Genomic DNA, 17699 nt, shown 5'->3' with positions numbered 1-17699 from the left:
TCCAATCACCGGTAGATGCGGGCGTAGAGGGTTTCGATCTCGCGCGCGGAAGGCACGCGCGGGTTGTTGGCGGGCGATCCCGAAGCCAGGGCCTGCTCGGCCATCGTCGGAATGAGGCGGTTCCAATCGGCCTCGTCGATGCCGTAGGCCGCCGGCGTGGGTACTTCCAGGTCGGTGCACAGCGCGCTGATCGCATCCACCAAGGCGGTTGCTGCTTGCTCGTCGCTATCGGTGCCGCTGGCGACGCCGAACGCGCGGGCGCAGTCGGCGTAGCGGGTGGTGGCGGCGTCGGCGGAATAGGCCGCGACGGCGGGGAACAGCATGGCATTGGACAACCCGTGCGCGACGTGGAAGTGCGCGCCGATCGGGCGACTCATCCCGTGGATCAGCGCGACGCTGGAGTTGGAGAACGCGATGCCGGCTTGCGTGGCGGCGAGCATCATCGCGGCGCGGGCCTCGCGGTTGAAGCCGTCGGCGACCGCGTGGCGGAGGTGTCGGCCGATCGTCGCGATCGCCGCGAGACACAACGAGTCGGACAGCGGATTGGCCTTGCGGCTGACGTAGGCCTCGACAGCGTGGGTGAGCGCGTCGATCCCGGTGTCGGCCGTGAGCCGGGGCGGCATCGACAGCGTGAGCTCGTAGTCGACGATCGCGGCGACCGGGAGGAAGGACCGTCCCGGGCAGAGCATCTTCTCGTCCGAGGCGCTGTCGGTGATGATCGTGAACTGGGTCGCTTCCGAGCCGCTGCCCGCGGTCGTCGGCACCGCGACGATCGGTAGCGCGGGCCCGGTGTTCCGTCGCGGCGCCTTGTAGTCGCGCATCGTGCCGCCCTGCACGGCCAGCAGCGCCAGCGCCTTCGCGGTGTCCATCGGGCTGCCGCCGCCGAGGCCGATGACGGCGTCACAGCCGCCGTCACGCACGGCTCGCAAGCCGTCCACAAGGGACTCGGTGGTCGGGTCGGGCACGGTGCCGGAGAACAGGGCCGGCGTCAGCCCGGCAGCGCCCAGCAATTTCGTGACCCGCTCGGCCAATCCGGTGCTGACGAGGAAAACGTCGGTCACGACCAGCGGCCTGCTCACGCCGAGCGCGGCCACGACCTCACCGATCTTCTCCAGCGCGCCGCCCCCGACGCGCATGTCGCGCGGCTGCGCGAACTCGCACACCGCCGCGGTGTCGAACGTGGTCATCTCTACGTCACCTCCTAGCGGCCGGAGTAGTGGGCGTCGCGCTTGGCCAGGAACGCGTCCATGCCCTCGGCCTGACCCTCGGTCGCGAACGCGGCGTGGAACATCCGCCGTTCGAACCGCAACCCCTCGGCCAGCGGCGTCTCGAACGCGCGCCCGACGCTCTCCTTCGCCATCAGCACCGCTGGACGGGAGAAACCGGCGATGGTGGTCGCCGCGGCGACCGCTTCGTCGATGAGGGCATCGGCTGGGACGACGCGGGCGACGAGCCCGCTGCGCTCGGCCTCCTCGGCGTCGATCATGCGACCGGTCAGCACCAGATCCATCGCCTTGGACTTGCCCACCGCGCGCGTCAGTCGCTGCGTGCCACCGGCACCCGGAAGGATGCCGATCGTGATCTCCGGCTGGCCGAACTTCGCGGTGTCGGAAGCGATGATGAAGTCGCACATCATGGCCAGTTCGGCCCCGCCGCCCAGGGCGTAGCCGCTGACCGCGGCGATGATCGGCTTGCGCATCCGTGCCGTCCGCTCCCAGGAACTGGTGATGAAGTCCTCGAGGTAGACGTCGGCGAAGCCCTTCGGCTGCATTTCCTTGATGTCGGCGCCGGCAGCGAACGCCTTTGTGCTGCCGGTGAGGACCGCGGCGCCGATGGAGTCGTCGTCCTCGATCGCGTCGAGCACCGTGGTCAGCTCACGCGTGAGCTGGTCGCACAGCGCGTTGAGCGCCTTGGGGCGTTCCAGCGTCACGAGCATGACGGGGCCGCGTCGCTCCGCGCCGATGAACTCGCAGAGCTCCGCCACAGCGACGGGGTCTTGGCTCACAGGACAAACCTCTCTGTGCGTCCGATGAAGTCGATGTGGACGCTAAGGCGGCCGAGTAAGCCAAGTCATGAGAGGAAAAGATAAGTTTGCAGGCAGACCTTCTCGATTCCTACGAGCACGGTGGTGGAGTTCCAGTGGTCGAGCAGTACCCCGGCGGACCGGCGTGACCAGCAACGACGTGACCGACCAGGCCCCCGGGGCCGGGCTACGCCAGACCGTCCTCGAACGGCTCTACGCCCGCCGGCACGAGTTGGCGGAGCAACTCGTCCTCGACTACCGGCAGGCCATTCCCGAGTACGGCGAACTGCCGGAGACCGTGCTCATGCGCGACGTGTACGAGTCCGCCGTGCTCAACATCGAATTCGTCGTGCGCGTTCTCGATTCCGGCAGCGATGCGGGCGACCACACCGACGAGTGGCTCCGGCGCAGCGCCGCCCGGCGGGTGCACCAGCACGTCAGCCTGCCCTCGCTGTTGCGCACCTTCCGGCTCTGGGGCATCCAGCTGTGGCGGACCCTGGACGAACTGGCCGGCCCGGACGAGGCGGGCAGGCTGCTGTCGATCGAGTTGGCCGAGGAGATGATGGTCCACGTCGACCGGGTGTCGACCGCGGTCACGGCCGCCTACGTGCGCGAGTCCGGCACGATCTCCACCGACGGCCGGTCCCTGCGGACCGATGTGCTGGAAACGCTGCTGACCGGGGAGGCCGTCAGCGAACAGGCGCGCCGGCAGATCGCCGTGCTGCGGATGAGCCTGCGGGACCGGTTGCTGGTTGTCGTCGTACAGGTGCCCTCCGGAGTGGAATCCCTGATCGGCGTGCAGTCCGCGATCCGTGCGGTGCGCAACCAGATCGCGCCGCTGACCAAGGTGTTCCTCGTCGGCGCCCGTGAATCCGAGGTCGTCTGCGTGTGCGGCCTCGATACCAGCGACGACGGCCAGGAGATCGAGACGGCCTGCGATCGGCTGGCCGGTCCGGAGCGCGGGTGGACCGTCGGAATCGGCCGGATCGCCGAAGGGCTCGACGGCGTGCGCCGTGCCTACAGCGAGGCGCGCGAAGCGGCAGACCTCGGCAACCCCGCCGCCGAGCCGGCCCGCGCGATCCGGTTCGCCGACGTGCTGCTTGACCGGATTCTGCGAGCCGCCGGGCACAGCGACGCCTTGCTCGAGGAGACCGTGCGCCCGCTGCTCGACTACGACAACCGCAAAGGCGCGGACATGCTGACGACGCTGCGCGCGTACGTGGCGGCGAACTTCAACCTCACCAAGGCAGCCGCCGCCCTGTCGGTCAACCCCAACACCGTCGTCTACCGGCTGCGCCGGATCCACACCCTGACCCGCCGCGACCCGATGAAGGTCGACGACTTGATGTTGCTCTCGCTCGGGCTGCGGCTTTACGACTCCGGAAGGCCATCGCACCCCGAAACCTCGTAGGAAACGAGAACACTATGAGCGGAACTTGTCTGTTCGTCTCATGACGTGGGTTACGTATCGCCCTTAGCGTGTGCCTCACCACGGCGCCGGCCCTGTCACGGGCCGCGCCCAGACAGGCCACCCACCCCGACTCAAGGGAGAGTCCACGATGGGCGATACCTCTCAGCCGGCCACCGCCGGTTCGCCACCAGGCACCCACCGTCCACTGCGGATGGTCGTGTCCGGGCTCCTGATCATCCTACCCGTGGCGCTCGGCCTCGCCGTGCCGCTGTACCAGCGCACCGGCCCCACGCTGGGCGGAATTCCGTTCTTCTACTGGTTCCAGATGCTCGCCGCCGTGCTCACCGCCCTGTGCACGAGCGCGGTCTACCGGCTGCTGTTCGCCTCCGAAAAAGACGGTGACGAGGAGGAATCATGACCTTCAACGCTGTCACCTTCACCGTTTTCCTTGTCCTGCTTGTGGTCATCACCGTCATGGGCTTTCTCGCCAGCCGGTGGCGTCGCGCCAAGCAATCCGATCACCTCGACGAATGGGCGCTGGGCGGGCGCACGTTCGGCCCGTTCATCACCTGGTTCCTCCTCGGTGGCGACCTCTACAGCGCCTACACGCTGATCGCGGTGCCCGCCGCCATCTACAGCATGGGCGCCTTCGGGTTCTACGCCGTGCCCAACGCCATCGTGCTGTACGCGCTCGGATTCCTGTTCCTGCCGAAACTCGTCTCGCTGGCCCACAAGAAGGGCTACGTCACGCTGACCGACTTCGTGAACGACCGGTTCGGCTCCAAGTCCCTCGGCCTGGCCATCACGATCACCGGACTGCTCGCGACCCTGCCCTATCTGGCGCTGCAACTGGTCGGGCTCGAGGTCGTGTTCGGCTCACTGGGAATCGGTGGCTCGGGCAACTGGCTCGTCCGCGACCTGCCGCTGCTGATCGCCTTCGGCGTGCTCGCCGCCTACACCTACTCAGCGGGTCTGCGCGCCCCGGCGCTCATCGCGTTCGTCAAGGACGGCCTGACCTTTCTCGTGGTCATCGTCGCCGTCATCTGGGTCCCGATCAAACTCGGGGGGTTCGGTGCGATCTTCCACCGCGGCGGCGAAGCCCTCGCGACCAAGGCCACGTCGACCGTCGATCCGGCGATCGCGGTGAACCCGAGCGTCTACCTGACCCTCGCGCTCGGCTCGGGCATGGCGTTCTTCCTCTACCCGCACGCGATCACCGGCGTGTTCGCGTCCCGGGGCGCGAAGACGGTGCGGCGCAACATGTCCGTCCTCCCGGTCTACACGGTGCTGCTCGGCTTCGTCGCACTGCTGGGCATGATGGCGCTCGCGCTCGGGATCAAACCGCACGACGGCAACCCGCAGTACGCCGTGCCGCAACTGCTGTCGCAGGTGTTCCCGCCGTGGCTGACCGGTATCGCGTTCGCGGCCATCGCGATGAGCGCGCTGGTGCCGGCCGCGATCATGGCCATCGCCGCGGGCAACCTGGTCAGCCGCAACCTCTACCGCCAGTTCCGCCGCACCCCCGTCACCGCCAGGTCGGAGACCCTGATCTCGAAGGTCGTCTCGGTGCTGGTGAAGGTCGGCGCTCTGGTCTTCGTGCTCACCCTCGACTCGAATTTCGCGCTGAACTTCCAGCTGCTGGGCGGGATCTGGATCCTGCAGACCCTGCCGACCGTCCTGTTCGGACTGTTCACGAAACGGTTCGCCGACCGGCGCGCGCTGCTGGCCGGATTGCTGGTCGCGGTCGTCTACGGCACCTGGGCCGCCTACGAGGTCAAGACCGCAACCGGCGGGCCGTTCGGTGGGTCGACCGCGAAACCGTTCTTCCTCGACAGCCCGATCTACATCGCGATCTCCGCGCTGGTGGTCAACCTCGTGGTCGTCGTGCTCGGCAGCCTGCTGGCCCGCGCACTCGGCGCCGGCCCGCGTGGCGCCGGTGCCGGCGAGGTGACCGAGCCCGTCCCCGCCGCCATGCGCTGACCGCCCACCACCCGTGATTTTCCCGTTCTCCGTGGAGAAGGAGCAGTGATGACACCCGGAATCCGTGTGTCCGACCGGGGCGCCGTGCGCGTCCTGACCATCGACAACCCGACCAAGCGCAACGCCTTCTCCGGCGACATGGCGCCCCAACTGCTGCGCGAGCTCGACTTAGCCGACGCCGACCCGGCGGTGCGCGCCATCGTCGTCACCGGCACCGAGGGCTGCTTCTCCTCCGGGCACGACCTGCAGGAGGTGCTGGAGAAGCCGGAGACCGCCGGTGACCCGGTCGCGAACGCGGCGTTCAGCCGCCCGTCGGAGATCCTCACCCCGGTCATCGCCGCGATCGACGGGCCGGCCTACGCGGCCGGGTTCATCCTGGCGCTCAACTGCGACCTGCGCGTGGCCAGCCCGGGCGCTCGGTTCTGCGGCGTAGGTGCGGCGATCGGGCTCGTCCCGGTCGGCGGGCAGCTGAGTCGCCTGCTCGACCTCGTCGGTTACCCGGTCGCGTTCCGCTGGCTCGCCACCGCCGCACCGTTCGGCGTCGAAGAGGCTCAGCAGCACGGGTTCGTCACCGGCGTGCACGGGCCCGAGGCCCTGGAGGGCGCGATCGAGGTCGCGGAGGCGATCGCGAAGGTCTCGCCCGCCGTGGTCGCTGCCGTGAAGGCCGGGCTCACGCACACCCTGCGCCACGGCACGGACGCCGGCCGGGCCGCCGAGCCCCTCCTCGCCGCGTTGGTGCGCAACCTGCCCGACGGCGACGAGGGCGTCAACTCCTTCCTCGAACGCCGGCCCGCGGTGTACCCCGACCACCCCGCCGACCACCACGACCGCATTGCCGAGGTGCTCGCATGACCACGACTTCACTGTCCGCCGGAGAGCGCCTGCGCGAGGACGCGATCCGCGATCTGGTGATCCGCTACGGCATTCCCGCCAACCCCGTGGTGTTCGCGGCGTCGCCGGCAGCGGCCGCCGACGCGGCCCGGCAGGCCGGGCGTCGGGTCGCGGTCAAGCTCGTCGCCGACGGAGTCGTGCACAAGAGCAAGGCCGGCGGCGTCCTGCTCGGCCTCGCGCCGGAGCAGGTCGAGCCGTCGGTCGAGAAGCTGTTCGCCGACCAGCAAAAGCGCGGGGTCGCGGTCCGGGGCGTGACCGTCGAGCCGATGATCGAGCCCGGCCCGGAAGTGGTCGTCGGCGCTCTGCACGACCCCGGGTTCGGGCCGATCATCATGGTCGGGTCCGGGGGAGTGGACGTCGAGATCCTCGGCGACGTCGCGTTCGCCATGGCACCCTTGGACTCCCGCGCCGCGACGGAACTCATCGATCGCACCAGGATCGGCGCGGTGCTACGTCGGCGATTCCCGGCCGCGCATACCCAGCTCGCCGACCTGCTCGTGCGCATCGCCGGGGTAGACGGCCTGCTGCTCTCCGAGCCGGTCGACCAGGTCGACCTCAACCCCGTCGTCGTCGGGAAAGACTCCATCATCGCCGTCGACGCCCGCGCGGTCGCGCGTGGCGAGGACGCGCCAATAGCCACGCCCGACCCGGCCACCGCCTTCGAGCAGCTGCGCCCGGCGATCTATCCGCAGAGCGTCACCGTGCTCGGTGCCTCCGCCGACCCGGCGAAGATGGGGCACCGAGCCGTGCGAACGCTCGTCGACCAGGGCTTCGAGGGAGCCATCCACCCGGTCAGCCGCTCTGCCACCGTGATCCTCGGCCACCAAGCCGTGGCGACGATCGCCGACCTGCCGGACGGCCTCGACCGCGCGGTCATCGCGTTGCCAGCCAAGGCTGTTCCGGATGCGTTGCGTGAGCTTGCCAGGAAGGGGACGAAGACCGCGCACGTCTATACCGCTGACACCACCGATCTCGGTGAGGTGGTGGCCGGTACGCCGTTGCGGGTTCTGGGGCCGAACTGCATCGGGCACTACACCCCGTACTCGCGGATGACGATGATCGGCCGCAGCGCCTCCTCCGAGGAGCAGGGCTCGATCGCCTTCATCTCACAGTCGGGCACCTACGCCGGCGACGTGGTGCGGCGCGGCAACGAACTCGGGGTGCGCTTCAGCTTCGTCAGCTCGGTCGGCAACTGCGACGACGTTTCACCGTCGGAGCTGCTGGCCTTCTGTGAAGCCGACCCCCGCACCTCTCTCGCCGCGTTCTACCTCGAAGACGACAGCGACGCGCGACAGTTCTTCACCCTCGCCGCCCAGGTGTCCATCCCGGTGGTGCTGTTCAAGGGTGGCCGCAGCGCCGCCGGAGGGGCTGCCGCGGCCTCGCACACCGGAGCGCTGGCCAGTGACCCGCAGTTGCTGCGCGACGCCGCGGCGGCGGCCGGGGTCATCCTCGTGGAGAACCTCGACGAACTGCTCGACACCCTCCTGGTCGCCCAGTACGCACCCGGGCTCACCGGAACCGGACTCGGCCTGGTCGGCAGCGGGGGTGGAGTCGCCGTCGTCGGCTCCGACGTCGCTCATGAACACGGCCTCGTCCTGCCGCGGCTCGCGCCGGCCACAGCGCAGGCGTTGGCCCCTTACGACGCGCCCGGCAGCAGCCTGAGCAACCCGGTCGACATCCCCGTGTGGTCGCTGTTCGACGGTTCCCGCTCCTTCACCGGCGCGCTCGTGCGGGCGTTGGCCGCGGACCCGGGCATCGACTGCCTGTGCGCGTATCTCGACCTCGGCACCGTCTACGACCTCAAGGACGGCAAGGAGGCCGCCGATCTGGTCGACCTGCTCACCGAGGACCTCATCGACGCCGACCGCAACGGAGTGCCGCTCACGCTGGTCCTGCGCAGCAGCGGCAGCGCCGAGCAGGACGAGCTTGTGCGGCGGCTACGCGGCGTCGCCGCCGCTCGAGGCGTGGCCGTCGTCGACTCCGTCGAACGCGCGATCGCCGCGCTCGGTCGCACCCGCGCCGCCTACGCATTCCGCGACGGGACAAGGTGAGCCCATGCCGGAACCGGCCACCGGAACGACCGCCGAGAAACGGCGTGCACGCGTCGCGCTCACACTGATCGCGCTCGCCACGTTCGCCTCGATGAGCGTGTGGTTCTCCGCGTCGTTCGTCGTGCCCCAGCTGCAACAGCTGTGGCAGCTGACCGGCGGCGAATCCTCACTGCTCACGATCGCGGTCCAGCTCGGCTTCGTCATCGGCGCGCTCGCCCTCGCCGCCACCGGAGTAGCGGACGCCGTCCCGGGACGTCGTCTGATGAGCATCGGCGCCCTGTGCGCCGCTGTCGCGAATCTGCTGCTGTTGTTCGCGCCGGGATTCGGTGTCGCGGTCGCCCTGCGCGCGGCCACTGGAGCCTGCCTTGCCGCGGTCTACCCACCCGCGCTCAAAGAGGTCTCCTCCTGGTTCAAGGCCGGACGCGGCACTGCGCTCGGCGTGATGATCGGAGCCCTGACCCTCGGCTCCGCGGCACCGCAGCTGGTGAAGGCCTCCGGCGGACTCGGCTGGCAGATCGTGATCGTCGCGACCTCGATCCTCACCGCGCTCGGCGGACTGCTCGTGCTGGCCGTCCGCGGATCCGGGCCCTACCCCTTCCCACGCTCGGCGTTCCGGCTTCGCTCCGCGCTGCGCGCGATCCGCAGCCGGCCCGTCATGCTCGCCAACATCGGCTACGCCGGGCACATGTGGGAGCTGTATGCGATGTGGGCGTGGATCGGCACGTTCCTCGCCGGACTCGGCGGGTTCTCCAGGGGGCCGGACGGCTCGCGGCAGGCCGCCCTTGCCGCCTTCGTCTGCATCGGTACCGGTGCCATCGGCTGCCTCGCCGGCGGGTGGATCAGCGACCGGTTCGGCCGGGCTCAGGCGGCGATGATCAGCCTCGCGCTGTCCGGGACCGCCGCGGTCGTGCTGGCCTTCGCGCACGGCGTGCCGACACCGGTGGTGGTGGTCATCAGCGCGTTCTGGGGGTTCTGGGTGATCGCCGATTCGGCCCAGTTCTCCGCGATGGTCACCGAAAGCGCCGACCCACGCTACGTCGGCAGCGCCGTCTCCCTGCAACTGGCCCTGGGCTACATCACCACCGCCGCGACCATCTACCTCGTCCCGATCCTGGCCGAGAACACCTCCTGGACCGCCGCCCTGCTGGTGCTCGCGATCGGGCCACTCGTCGGGATCCTTGCGCTGATCGCGTATCGCCGCGCCCCCGCGACCACCCACTGACCCACCACACGAGAACGACCGCAACCCCAGGCGTCTCTTCAAGTACGGCGTTAAGGAAGCTGTACTGCGCACAGTGCCACCGATGCTCCGCTGAGCGGCTCGCGCCGGCACCGCGGCCGTTATCGTGGTGAGCGTGGTTGACCAGCATGGATCCAGTGGGATGCCGGCCCACCGGTACGCGGTCGTCGAGGCGCGGTTGCTGGCGGAGCGGGCGGCGACGGTGAGGCGGATCGACGGGCTGGCTCGGCAGGTTGAGGGCATTGTGGAGTCTTCGGCGTGGGCGACCAATGATGACGAGCATGACCCGGAGGGGGCGACCGTCGCCTTCGAACGCGCGCAGGTGCAGGACTTGCTTCGCCAGGCACGGGCCGAGCTCGCCGAGTTCGACAGCGCCGCGGGGCGGTTGCGCGCGGGGACCTATGGTCGGTGTGAGCGGTGCGGCGGGGCTATCGCCGATGGGCGGCTGGAAGCACTTCCCGCCACGCGGACGTGCATTGCGTGTGCCGAGTCCCGGCGTCGTTAATGCTTCCGCCGCGATCATTCGCGCTCGGTGCGACGCATAGTGAAGCGGTACGGGCCGCGGAAACCGTCGTGGACGGACCTTCGTGGTTAGCCGCTGAAGGTCGCTGGAGTCGTCCGCGTTACCTCTCGGTCAAGCCTCAGCCGCTCGGTCGACCGGTAGGATGCCACGATGTCGCTTTCCGTCTCCGGCCGGCGAGTATTCCTGGCTTCGCCAGGTGATATGAGGACCAAACGCGCAACTTGCCGGCGGGTGGTGCGAAAATTCAACGAAGACGACGAACGCCTGCGCGATACCGGCCCGCAGTTGCTTGAGGTCATGAGGTTCCGCAACGCGGTCGAGGATGTCGCCAGGCACGCCGAGGCATTGTTCGCCGCCGGTGCGACGCGGGTCGAGTTCGGCACCCGGCACGGCGTCACCGACCGGCACGGCGTCGAGTTGCTCGGGCGTGCGGTGCTGCCGGCCCCGCGGGGGGAGCGGTGAGCGCGCCGGTCGCCGACCGGTACCTGGCCGGGCTGGCCGAACTCGACGCCTACGCGGCGCAGGCGCTCGGTGAACAGCCCGAGGTGATCGTGCCGCTGTTGTCGCCGGAGGCGTTCGCCGCCCGGCACGAACTCGCGGTCGCCGCGTCCACTGTGGATCCGATAGACCCGCTCGGCGCGGCCCTCGCCGAACGGACCGCCAGCGACATCGCGCTGTACGAGGCGGGTTTCACCACTCGCCTGCTCGCCCCGCTCGCCACCCCGGTGCACCAGGTGCGAGGCGTCTTCGACAAGCTGCCGACCGGCACCGAGGACGACTGGGCGGTTGTCGCCGCGAACCTCGAACGCGTACCGGCCGCGCTTGCGGACTACGCCGACACGTTGAGGCTCTCCGCCGACCGCGGGAACGTGGTGCCACTGCGGCAGATTCGCGCCGTGGCTGCACAGTGCGCGTCGTGGGTCGACCGCGACGACTTCTACCCGGCGCTGGTGCGCCGCCACACCGGACCGCTGACCTCCCGCCTAGCCGTCGCCGCGTCGGCTGCCGCCGCGGCCACCGCGGACTTCGCGGCGTTCCTCACCGGTGAGCTGGCGCCGCGCGCACCGGAGGAGGACGCCGTCGGCCGGGAGCTGTACGAGGTGACCGCGAGTGCGTTCCTCGGCGCCCGCGTCGACCTGGACGACCTGTACGAGTACGGCTGGGCGCTGTTGCGGGAGCTGGAAGAGGCGCTCGCCGGGGAGGCCGCGAAGATCACCGGCCGCGGCGTCCCGGCCGCACTGTCCATGTTGGACCGTGATCCGCGCCGCCTGCTGAGCGGGGCCGACGCGCTCGTCGGCTGGTTGCGCGACCGTGTCGCCGAGACCACCGACGCGCTCGACGGCACGCACTTCGACATCCCGGCCAGGACACGCGCGGTGGAGTGCGACATCGTCCGCGCGGACGCGGGCGTCATGTACTACGTGCCACCCGACCCGGGACTCACCCGGCCCGGCCGGGTGTGGTGGACGGTCCCGTCCGGTGACGTCGCGTCGTGGCGCCAGATCAGCGCGCTGCACCACGAGTCGCTGCCCGGCCACCACCTCCAGCACGCGATCACGATGGCGCTGCCGGACCTGCACCCGTGGCAGCGGGCGCTGTGCCACGTGCACGGGTACGCGGAGGGCTGGGCGCACTACGCCGAACAACTCGCCGACGAACTCGGCCTCATCCGCGACCCGGGCGAACGGATCGGCCTGCTGCTGGACCGGCGCTGGCGGGCCGCCCGCATCGTCATCGATCTCGGGCTGCACCTGCGCCTGCCGATCCCGAGGCACAACGGCGTCACCGCGGCGGAGTCCTGGAACGTCGCCGTGGCGCGGGAAGTGCTGACCGACGTGGCCGGGCTGGCGCCGCACACGGCGGCGTTCGAGGTGGACCGCTACCTGGGCTGGCCGGGGCAGGCCTTGTCGTTCGGCGTCGGCGCCCGCCTGTGGCGCGAGACCCGCGCGGCTGCCGAACGCGCCGCCGGAACTTCCTTCGACCGCAAGGCGTTCCACGCCGCCGCGCTCGCGCTGGGCCCCATGGGCCTCGACCCGCTCCGCCGCTTTCTGACCACCGAAGACCACCCTCCCGCGTGAGGGTGGCCGGGCGCGACGATGCGTCCGCCATGCTCGACCAGGTGCGGCCTGGACGCCGGGGCCGTCAGGCTGGCCGTTTCGTTGGCATAAGCAGCTTCGCAGGCCTTCGCTGAGGGGTAGCCGTGGCCGAACCCGAAGAACCGGGTTCGTAATACGAACGGCGCCTTTCTGTGTCAAGTTGATCCTCGCACGGCATCCCCGAGGAGTTGACGGTAGACCACATCGGACGGTCGTCTTCACCGGCACCGCATGACTTCTTTGTGGACCTTGCCCGCTGCTTGCTTGCGCTGGTAATAGGCGCGGCCCTCGGTGTCGTGCCGGATTTGGCATGGCGCCATCATGTGCGACGAGGTCGGCCGCGAGGTGCTGCAGCGTCTTTCCGGCGACGTCGTGGGGTCGGACGGCGCGTAGCAGCCGGGCCGCGCTCTCGGCGGTCAGCTGGGTGGGGGCACCGGCCCTGGCCTGAGCGCCCACCGTGCCGGCGCTCCGGACGCCCGGATACTATGCCTGATAGTAGTAACGGCGAACGGAGGATCGATGCGGCGCCACGCGCTGGCTCGGCTCGGAATTGCTGCCGTGGCGGGCGTGCTCCTCGCCGCATGCGGCACCGAGACCGCCGAGCCCCTGCCGGAACCCGAGGTGGTGAGAGTGGCGTCGGAGCCGCAACCCGCGCCTGACGTGCCGGACGCAGAGTTGCCCGCCGCTCGAGGTCCGATGTGGACGGCCCCGTTCGACGACGTGCCCCGGGCGGCGGGCGACATGCTGGTCGGTCTCGTCTACCCCACCGATGAACAGGCGGATCTTTCGGTGGTCGGTGTCGACGCCAGTGGCTCCACTCGTTGGGCGGTACGTACGAACCCGGCTTGTGTTGGGTACGGCGTGACCAACTCCGGCGGGCGCGCGGTCGCCGTCGTCCTGGCGAGCGACGCCGACAACCGCAACGGCAGGATCGCCGCAGTCACCACGGCCAACGCTTACGACGCGCATGACGGCGATCGTGTGTGGGGTCCGGTGAGCGTTCCTGGCCCGATGCAGGGACCGGGATTGATCTTCGGGATGAACACGCCTTCCATAGTCGGTGGCGCGCAGGGCGAGAAGGTCATGCTCTCGGCTGCGGCCGGCACGCCGGTGAAGCCGCCTCGCGCGGGCGCGGCGCCGCTGTATGAGCACGAGGGGATCGGCCTGTTCGGTGGGGACGGCATCGTGACCGCCGTCGACACGCGGAGCGGCTCCGTTCTTTGGGAGTCCTCCGCGCTGACGCTGCCCGAGGACTGGAACGTCACCCGCCCCATGGCTGCGCTGGCGGACGGTGCTGACGCCTCGGACAGTGGTGTCGTTGCGTTGCGCTGGTCCGATGCCGATGCCATCGACCGGATGGCACTGCACGATCTGCGCACCGGCCGGCTGATCGCCGCGCTCGGTGACGAGCCGGAACCGCGCACGGCGGTCGACACCGGCAGCGGCACGGTCGTCGTGACGGGCCTCGACGGTTTTCGCGTCGCGCGGGCGTTCGACCTGGCCTCCGGCGTGCAGCTCTGGGAGGACGCATCGTCCGGCGGGATGCTGGACCTCATGTTGGCTCACCAGGGTGTCGGGTATGGAACCCGCGGTGGGCGCTCGGTCGCGATCGACCTGCGGACCGGGCAACCGCTGGGCGACGGCGACTGGCCGGTGCCGGTCGTCGCGTCCGCCGGCGCGATGGTCTCGGCGCTGCCACCCACCCCCGGTGACGTCACCTCCAAACGCAGCGCGGGTACCGGTCCCCGTTTCGTGGCGTACCAGCGGGGCTGAACGGGCCCATTTCCGATCAAACATCCCAGACACAAACGCCCAGAGGTCAACCGTCGGGCTCCTCGAAGTAGGCAGCGCTCTCCGCGTCCGCCGGGTAGTACGACTCGATCGCGACCTCGTCCAGCGTGATGTCCATCGGGGTACCGAACGTGGTGATGGTCGAGAACAGCCGCAGCTGCCGTCCGTCCAAGCGAAGGATCATCGGGATCACGACATCGGATTCGACCGATCGGCTCGACGCGTCCTCGGAGTTGGGCTCCAGCAGTTCCTTGTAGAGCGCGGTGAGCTCGGCGTCGGGAGCAACGGCGAGCTGACGCCTGATCCGGGAGCGGAACACCATACGCACGTCGGCCAGGTTGACGACCAGGGGAGCGAACCCGCGCGGGTCCAGCCCCAGCCGAACCAGGTTGATGGGCGGCCGGAGCAGGTCGGGATCGACGCCCGCGAAGAACGGCTCGACCGCTCGGTTGGTCATCACGATGTTCCACCGGCGATCGAAGGCCAACGCCGGGTACGGCTCATGCGCGCGGAGCACCCTTGCGACCGCGTCCCGGGCCGCCGACAGCGCGTCGTCCTCGAGTGGCCGCTCGGCGTACCGGGGTGCGAAACCGGCCGCGAGCAACAGCCGGTTGCGCTCACGCAACGGCACATCGAGCTGGTCCGCGAGCCGGAGAACCATTTCGGCGCTCGGGTTGGACTTGCCCGTCTCGACCAGGCTGACGTGACGAGCCGAGACGTCGGCCGCGATCGCAAGATCGAGCTGGCTGAGTCGTCGGCGATGCCGCCACTGCCGCAGGAGCTCCCCGACTGTGTGCACGGTCGTCGAGAGTACTCATCGTGGAGCCGTACGCCATGAAATCCGACTTCATCGACAACCGTTGCGACCGCGGAAACACTGCATCCATGACCACAGACAACAAGAGCATCGTTCAACGGGCACTGGCGGAACTGATCGGGACGGGCAGCGTCGACGCGCTGGAATCGTTGCTGAGTGATGACTTCGTCCATCACAGGCCGGACTCGATCTCCTCGACCAAGGCGGAATGGCTCGCCGCCGTACACGCGGCACTCACCCCGCTAGCCGATATGCGGGTCGAGGTCCACCACCTGCTGGCCGATGGTGATCACGTCGTGATGCACTCGCGGCGACAGCTCCCCGATGGTGGGCCGGAGATCGCGGTCGTCGATATCTGGCGGATCGACGATGGGCTGATCGCCGAGGGCTGGGAGATCATCGAGCCGGTGGCCCAGGCGGCCGCCAATCTGGTGTGGTGGGAGCCTACTGAGAAGGAAGCCGGTGCGGGCGATGCCACCACCAAGACCTCGGGCGGTCACCGCGCACGAAGCCGGTCTTTCCTTTGACGCACGGCAGTTTGCCGGCTGAGCACGTAATGTCCGGTACTTCCGGCGCGATCCCCACGTCGAGACCGAGACGAGCACTTGGGGGCCCGGATGGTCAGACGTGTGTCGATCTACATGCTGCTGTCCGGGTTGGTGGCGAGCAGCCTGATGCTGCTCGGCGCCGGTGAAGCGGCGGCCAAGAGCTTCCAGCTCATCCAATCGGCGGTCAGCACGCATACCGATGTGCATGCGCCGTTGAAGAATTTCCCCGATTCCGGCGATACCCCGGTGGGCGCCTGGGTCGACGCCGACGGCTATCACCTCTCGAAGTCCTACTTCAGCGTCGATCCGTCGGCGTTACGTGGTGCCACGATCTTGGAATCCGTGATCAGCTAACCTGGTGCACTCACCACTTGAACCTGCCAGTGGCGACCTCCGCCTGTTTCGGTGCTATGGGCTAGGCCGGGTGTCGTCACTCGACTTACCCGATTGCGGAGATTGATGGGCGGCGAACAGTACCTCCAGTTCCTCACCGTCGTGAGAAAGCCGAGCGATTCGCACTCTGCTTGCCGCGACGAAGCCTGTCCCGTTCGGTGATGTGATCGTCCACAGTAGTGGCTTCACCAAAGGATGCGACTGCCGGTAAAATTCGTGCGGATTGACCGTTGCGATGTCTATTCCCCCACGATAAGAGCGGTCTACTTCTATTCTTTCCACGCCGGAGAAGACTATCTTCACGATATCGGTTTGGTTATTGCCGAAACTTTCCAGGATCAACTGGTTGTGGCTGTTGACGTATTGTTGTAAGATGAAGCTGCGTTCGCTGGACCGCGATAGAGGTGGTATTTTATCGTCAGGCAAAGGGGTTCTGAACTTCTTCCCATTTCGTAGAAACTGATCCGATCCCAGGATGCTGGCGCCTTGCTTATTTGGTAGAGCCTCCAAGATCGTGCAACGTCACGCGGTCGCAACAGGTGCAGTTCGGTGGTCGGACGTCGCCTTGCATGCGGTGGCCGTGTCGGTGTTGGCATCGGTTTCGGGCTAAGCGGGGACGTCGATGGTCTGCAAGACTCGATGTGCGGGCACGGCGTACCCGAGGGGACTCGATGATGACCTCATTCCCTGCGGCGTTGGGTTTGTCCTCGGAGCAGACCGAGGAGGTGGTGCGACTGGCTGGCCTGGCGCCGTCGTTGCACAACAGCCAGCCGTGGCGCTTTCGCCTGGCGTCGGACGCGATCGAGCTGCACAGCGATCCACAACGGCGGCTGCCCGCTGCGGACCCTGACGACCGGGAACTGCGGTTGGCGTGCGGTGCGGCGTTGCTGAACCTCCGGTTGGCCCTTGAGCACGTAGGCGTTCGGCCGGTGGTGACCCTGCTGCCGCGGTTTGCCGGGAGCACCGCGCTGGCCGAGGTGCGCGACGGTGGGCGAGCGACTCAGGCGCCGGGGGAGCAGGAGCTGTATCGGGCGATCCCCAAGCGGCGCAGCAACAGGCGGCCGTTCCGGGAGACCCAGGTACCGACCAAGCACCGGCACGCGCTGGCCGCCGCGGTGCAGCGGGAGCAGTGCTGGTTGCACGTGATGGAGCGCTCGGAGTTGGGGGTTTTGGAGCGCCTGGTGCGCCACGCGCATCGGGTGCAGATGGCGGATCCGCGTTTCCGCGACCAGCTGGCCCGGCGGACCGGCCGGCCGCCGGGAACCGTCGAGGGGGTGCCGGCTGCTGCGGCGGGGCCGCTGCCGGAGCCGCAGGACCAGTGGGTGCTGCGGGATTTCTCCGGTGGTCAGGCGCGTGCGCGGGTTCCCGGCAAGGACTTCGAGTACGAGCCGTTGCTGGTCGTGGTGTGCTCGCACCACGACAGTCGACTCGACGACCTGTACGCGGGGCAGGCGATGCAGCGCATGTGGCTGACCGCGACGGTGCGGGGCTTGGCGTTGTCGTTGCTCTCGCAGGTCGTGGAGGTCACGGACACGCGGGACGAGTTGTCTCGGCTGCTAGGTAGCACGTGGTATCCGCAGGCCGTGGCGCGGATCGGTTACGGCTGGCCGACCCCGGTGACGCCGCGTCGCGACGTGCGAGACCTGCTGATCAGCGACTAGTGCCTCGTCAATGTTGGTTGGTGTCGTAATTGATCTTTCCGGAGTGGTGTCCCATCCTGGTCCCGAACGTGATGGCGGGACCGGGAAGGATGATCGTGGCTCGACCACCGGGAGTGTTTGTGAGGCCGCTGTCGATGGCTGAGGGACAGCGGTTGCAGCGGGTCAACCGGACCGCGAAAGACCGGGTGCGTCTGCGGCGGGCGATGGTCGTGCTGGCCTCCGCCCAGGGCTGGCCGGTGCCCGACATCGCTGATCTGGCCCAGGTCTCGCAACG

17 protein-coding genes are annotated in these 17699 nt (G+C 68.9%); 13 read left to right on the top strand and 4 right to left on the bottom strand.

Annotated elements, in window-relative coordinates; all coding sequences use genetic code 11:
* Positions 1-5: 5 nt before the first annotated feature.
* Positions 6-1187 carry an iron-containing alcohol dehydrogenase gene (locus A3CU_RS0132780; RefSeq protein WP_052372575.1) on the bottom strand — a complete coding sequence of 394 codons (1182 nt, stop codon included), beginning with the start codon at positions 1185-1187 and terminating at the stop codon, positions 6-8.
* 14 nt (positions 1188-1201) lie between these two features.
* Entirely contained in the window at positions 1202-2005 is an 804-nt protein-coding gene (locus A3CU_RS0132775) for an enoyl-CoA hydratase (RefSeq protein WP_281174172.1), read from the bottom strand.
* 163 nt (positions 2006-2168) lie between these two features.
* On the opposite strand from A3CU_RS0132775, the gene A3CU_RS0132770 reads away from it, so the two are divergent.
* The 10 genes from A3CU_RS0132770 (at position 2169) to A3CU_RS0132720 (ending at position 13988) form a co-directional block, all read left to right on the top strand.
* Positions 2169-3434 carry a PucR family transcriptional regulator gene (locus tag A3CU_RS0132770; RefSeq protein WP_027945817.1) on the top strand — a complete coding sequence of 422 codons (1266 nt, stop codon included), beginning with the start codon at positions 2169-2171 and terminating at the stop codon, positions 3432-3434.
* Positions 3435-3582: 148 nt separating this feature from the next.
* Complete coding sequence (locus A3CU_RS47880; RefSeq protein WP_027945816.1) at positions 3583-3852, top strand: DUF3311 domain-containing protein; 270 nt, start codon at positions 3583-3585, stop codon at positions 3850-3852.
* A complete protein-coding gene (mctP, locus tag A3CU_RS47875) occupies positions 3849-5414 on the top strand; it encodes a monocarboxylate uptake permease MctP (RefSeq protein ID WP_052372574.1) in 1566 nt (521 codons plus the stop codon). The genes A3CU_RS47880 and mctP overlap by 4 nt, the downstream gene beginning before the upstream one ends.
* A gap of 48 nt (positions 5415-5462) precedes the next feature.
* Positions 5463-6266 carry an enoyl-CoA hydratase/isomerase family protein gene (locus A3CU_RS0132755; protein ID WP_027945815.1) on the top strand — a complete coding sequence of 268 codons (804 nt, stop codon included), beginning with the start codon at positions 5463-5465 and terminating at the stop codon, positions 6264-6266.
* A complete protein-coding gene (locus tag A3CU_RS0132750) occupies positions 6263-8356 on the top strand; it encodes an acetate--CoA ligase family protein (protein WP_027945814.1) in 2094 nt (697 codons plus the stop codon). Before A3CU_RS0132755 ends, A3CU_RS0132750 begins: the two co-directional genes overlap by 4 nt.
* A gap of 4 nt (positions 8357-8360) precedes the next feature.
* Positions 8361-9578 (top strand): MFS transporter, encoded by a 1218-nt coding sequence (locus tag A3CU_RS47870; protein WP_043843393.1) that lies wholly within the window; start codon positions 8361-8363, stop codon positions 9576-9578.
* 133 nt (positions 9579-9711) lie between these two features.
* Positions 9712-10101, top strand: coding sequence for a TraR/DksA family transcriptional regulator (locus A3CU_RS0132740; RefSeq protein WP_245617454.1), 390 nt, complete (start codon positions 9712-9714; stop codon positions 10099-10101).
* Between the two features lie 249 nt (positions 10102-10350).
* Positions 10351-10581, top strand: coding sequence for a hypothetical protein (locus A3CU_RS0132735; RefSeq protein ID WP_027945812.1), 231 nt, complete (start codon positions 10351-10353; stop codon positions 10579-10581).
* Positions 10578-12197 (top strand): DUF885 domain-containing protein, encoded by a 1620-nt coding sequence (locus A3CU_RS0132730; protein ID WP_027945811.1) that lies wholly within the window; start codon positions 10578-10580, stop codon positions 12195-12197. The genes A3CU_RS0132735 and A3CU_RS0132730 overlap by 4 nt, the downstream gene beginning before the upstream one ends.
* Before the next feature lie 537 nt (positions 12198-12734).
* Positions 12735-13988 (top strand): outer membrane protein assembly factor BamB family protein, encoded by a 1254-nt coding sequence (locus tag A3CU_RS0132720; RefSeq protein WP_052372572.1) that lies wholly within the window; start codon positions 12735-12737, stop codon positions 13986-13988.
* A 46-nt stretch (positions 13989-14034) separates the two neighbouring features.
* On the opposite strand, the gene A3CU_RS0132715 is transcribed toward A3CU_RS0132720, so the two are convergent.
* On the bottom strand, positions 14035-14805 hold the full coding sequence (locus A3CU_RS0132715; RefSeq protein WP_027945809.1) for a helix-turn-helix domain-containing protein: 771 nt from the start codon (positions 14803-14805) through the stop codon (positions 14035-14037).
* Positions 14806-14891: 86 nt separating this feature from the next.
* Between A3CU_RS0132715 and A3CU_RS47865 the strand changes: the two genes are divergently transcribed.
* Both A3CU_RS47865 and A3CU_RS0132705 read left to right on the top strand, forming a co-directional pair.
* The gene (locus tag A3CU_RS47865) at positions 14892-15350 is read left to right on the top strand and encodes a nuclear transport factor 2 family protein (protein ID WP_084144082.1); all 459 of its coding nucleotides are present in this window, start codon (positions 14892-14894) and stop codon (positions 15348-15350) included.
* Positions 15351-15452: 102 nt separating this feature from the next.
* Positions 15453-15725 carry a hypothetical protein gene (locus tag A3CU_RS0132705; protein ID WP_156960683.1) on the top strand — a complete coding sequence of 91 codons (273 nt, stop codon included), beginning with the start codon at positions 15453-15455 and terminating at the stop codon, positions 15723-15725.
* A 54-nt stretch (positions 15726-15779) separates the two neighbouring features.
* Here A3CU_RS0132705 and A3CU_RS52975 read toward each other — a convergent pair whose 3' ends face one another.
* Positions 15780-16274 (bottom strand): hypothetical protein, encoded by a 495-nt coding sequence (locus tag A3CU_RS52975; RefSeq protein WP_156960682.1) that lies wholly within the window; start codon positions 16272-16274, stop codon positions 15780-15782.
* Between the two features lie 164 nt (positions 16275-16438).
* Here A3CU_RS52975 and A3CU_RS0132700 point away from each other — a divergent pair, with 164 nt between their 5' ends.
* Positions 16439-17425, top strand: a complete 987-nt coding sequence (locus A3CU_RS0132700) for an Acg family FMN-binding oxidoreductase (protein WP_027945807.1) — start codon at positions 16439-16441, stop codon at positions 17423-17425.
* Positions 17426-17699: the final 274 nt, after the last annotated feature.

The sequence above is a fragment of the Amycolatopsis taiwanensis DSM 45107 genome, assembly GCF_000519205.1.
GTDB lineage: Bacteria > Actinomycetota > Actinomycetes > Mycobacteriales > Pseudonocardiaceae > Amycolatopsis_E > Amycolatopsis_E taiwanensis.
Note: the sequence above shows the minus strand (reverse complement) of the source record. Positions and strands in the feature narration are given on the sequence as shown.

Coding starts and splice junctions, on each gene's coding strand:
- A3CU_RS0132780 (WP_052372575.1), bottom strand. CDS start 1,187: ATGACCACGTTCGACACCGCGGCGGTGTGCGAGTTCGCGCAGCCGCGC.
- A3CU_RS47880 (WP_027945816.1), top strand. CDS start 3,583: ATGGGCGATACCTCTCAGCCGGCCACCGCCGGTTCGCCACCAGGCACC.
- mctP (WP_052372574.1), top strand. CDS start 3,849: ATGACCTTCAACGCTGTCACCTTCACCGTTTTCCTTGTCCTGCTTGTG.
- A3CU_RS0132755 (WP_027945815.1), top strand. CDS start 5,463: ATGACACCCGGAATCCGTGTGTCCGACCGGGGCGCCGTGCGCGTCCTG.
- A3CU_RS0132750 (WP_027945814.1), top strand. CDS start 6,263: ATGACCACGACTTCACTGTCCGCCGGAGAGCGCCTGCGCGAGGACGCG.
- A3CU_RS47870 (WP_043843393.1), top strand. CDS start 8,361: ATGCCGGAACCGGCCACCGGAACGACCGCCGAGAAACGGCGTGCACGC.
- A3CU_RS0132720 (WP_052372572.1), top strand. CDS start 12,735: ATGCGGCGCCACGCGCTGGCTCGGCTCGGAATTGCTGCCGTGGCGGGC.
- A3CU_RS47865 (WP_084144082.1), top strand. CDS start 14,892: ATGACCACAGACAACAAGAGCATCGTTCAACGGGCACTGGCGGAACTG.
- A3CU_RS0132700 (WP_027945807.1), top strand. CDS start 16,439: ATGACCTCATTCCCTGCGGCGTTGGGTTTGTCCTCGGAGCAGACCGAG.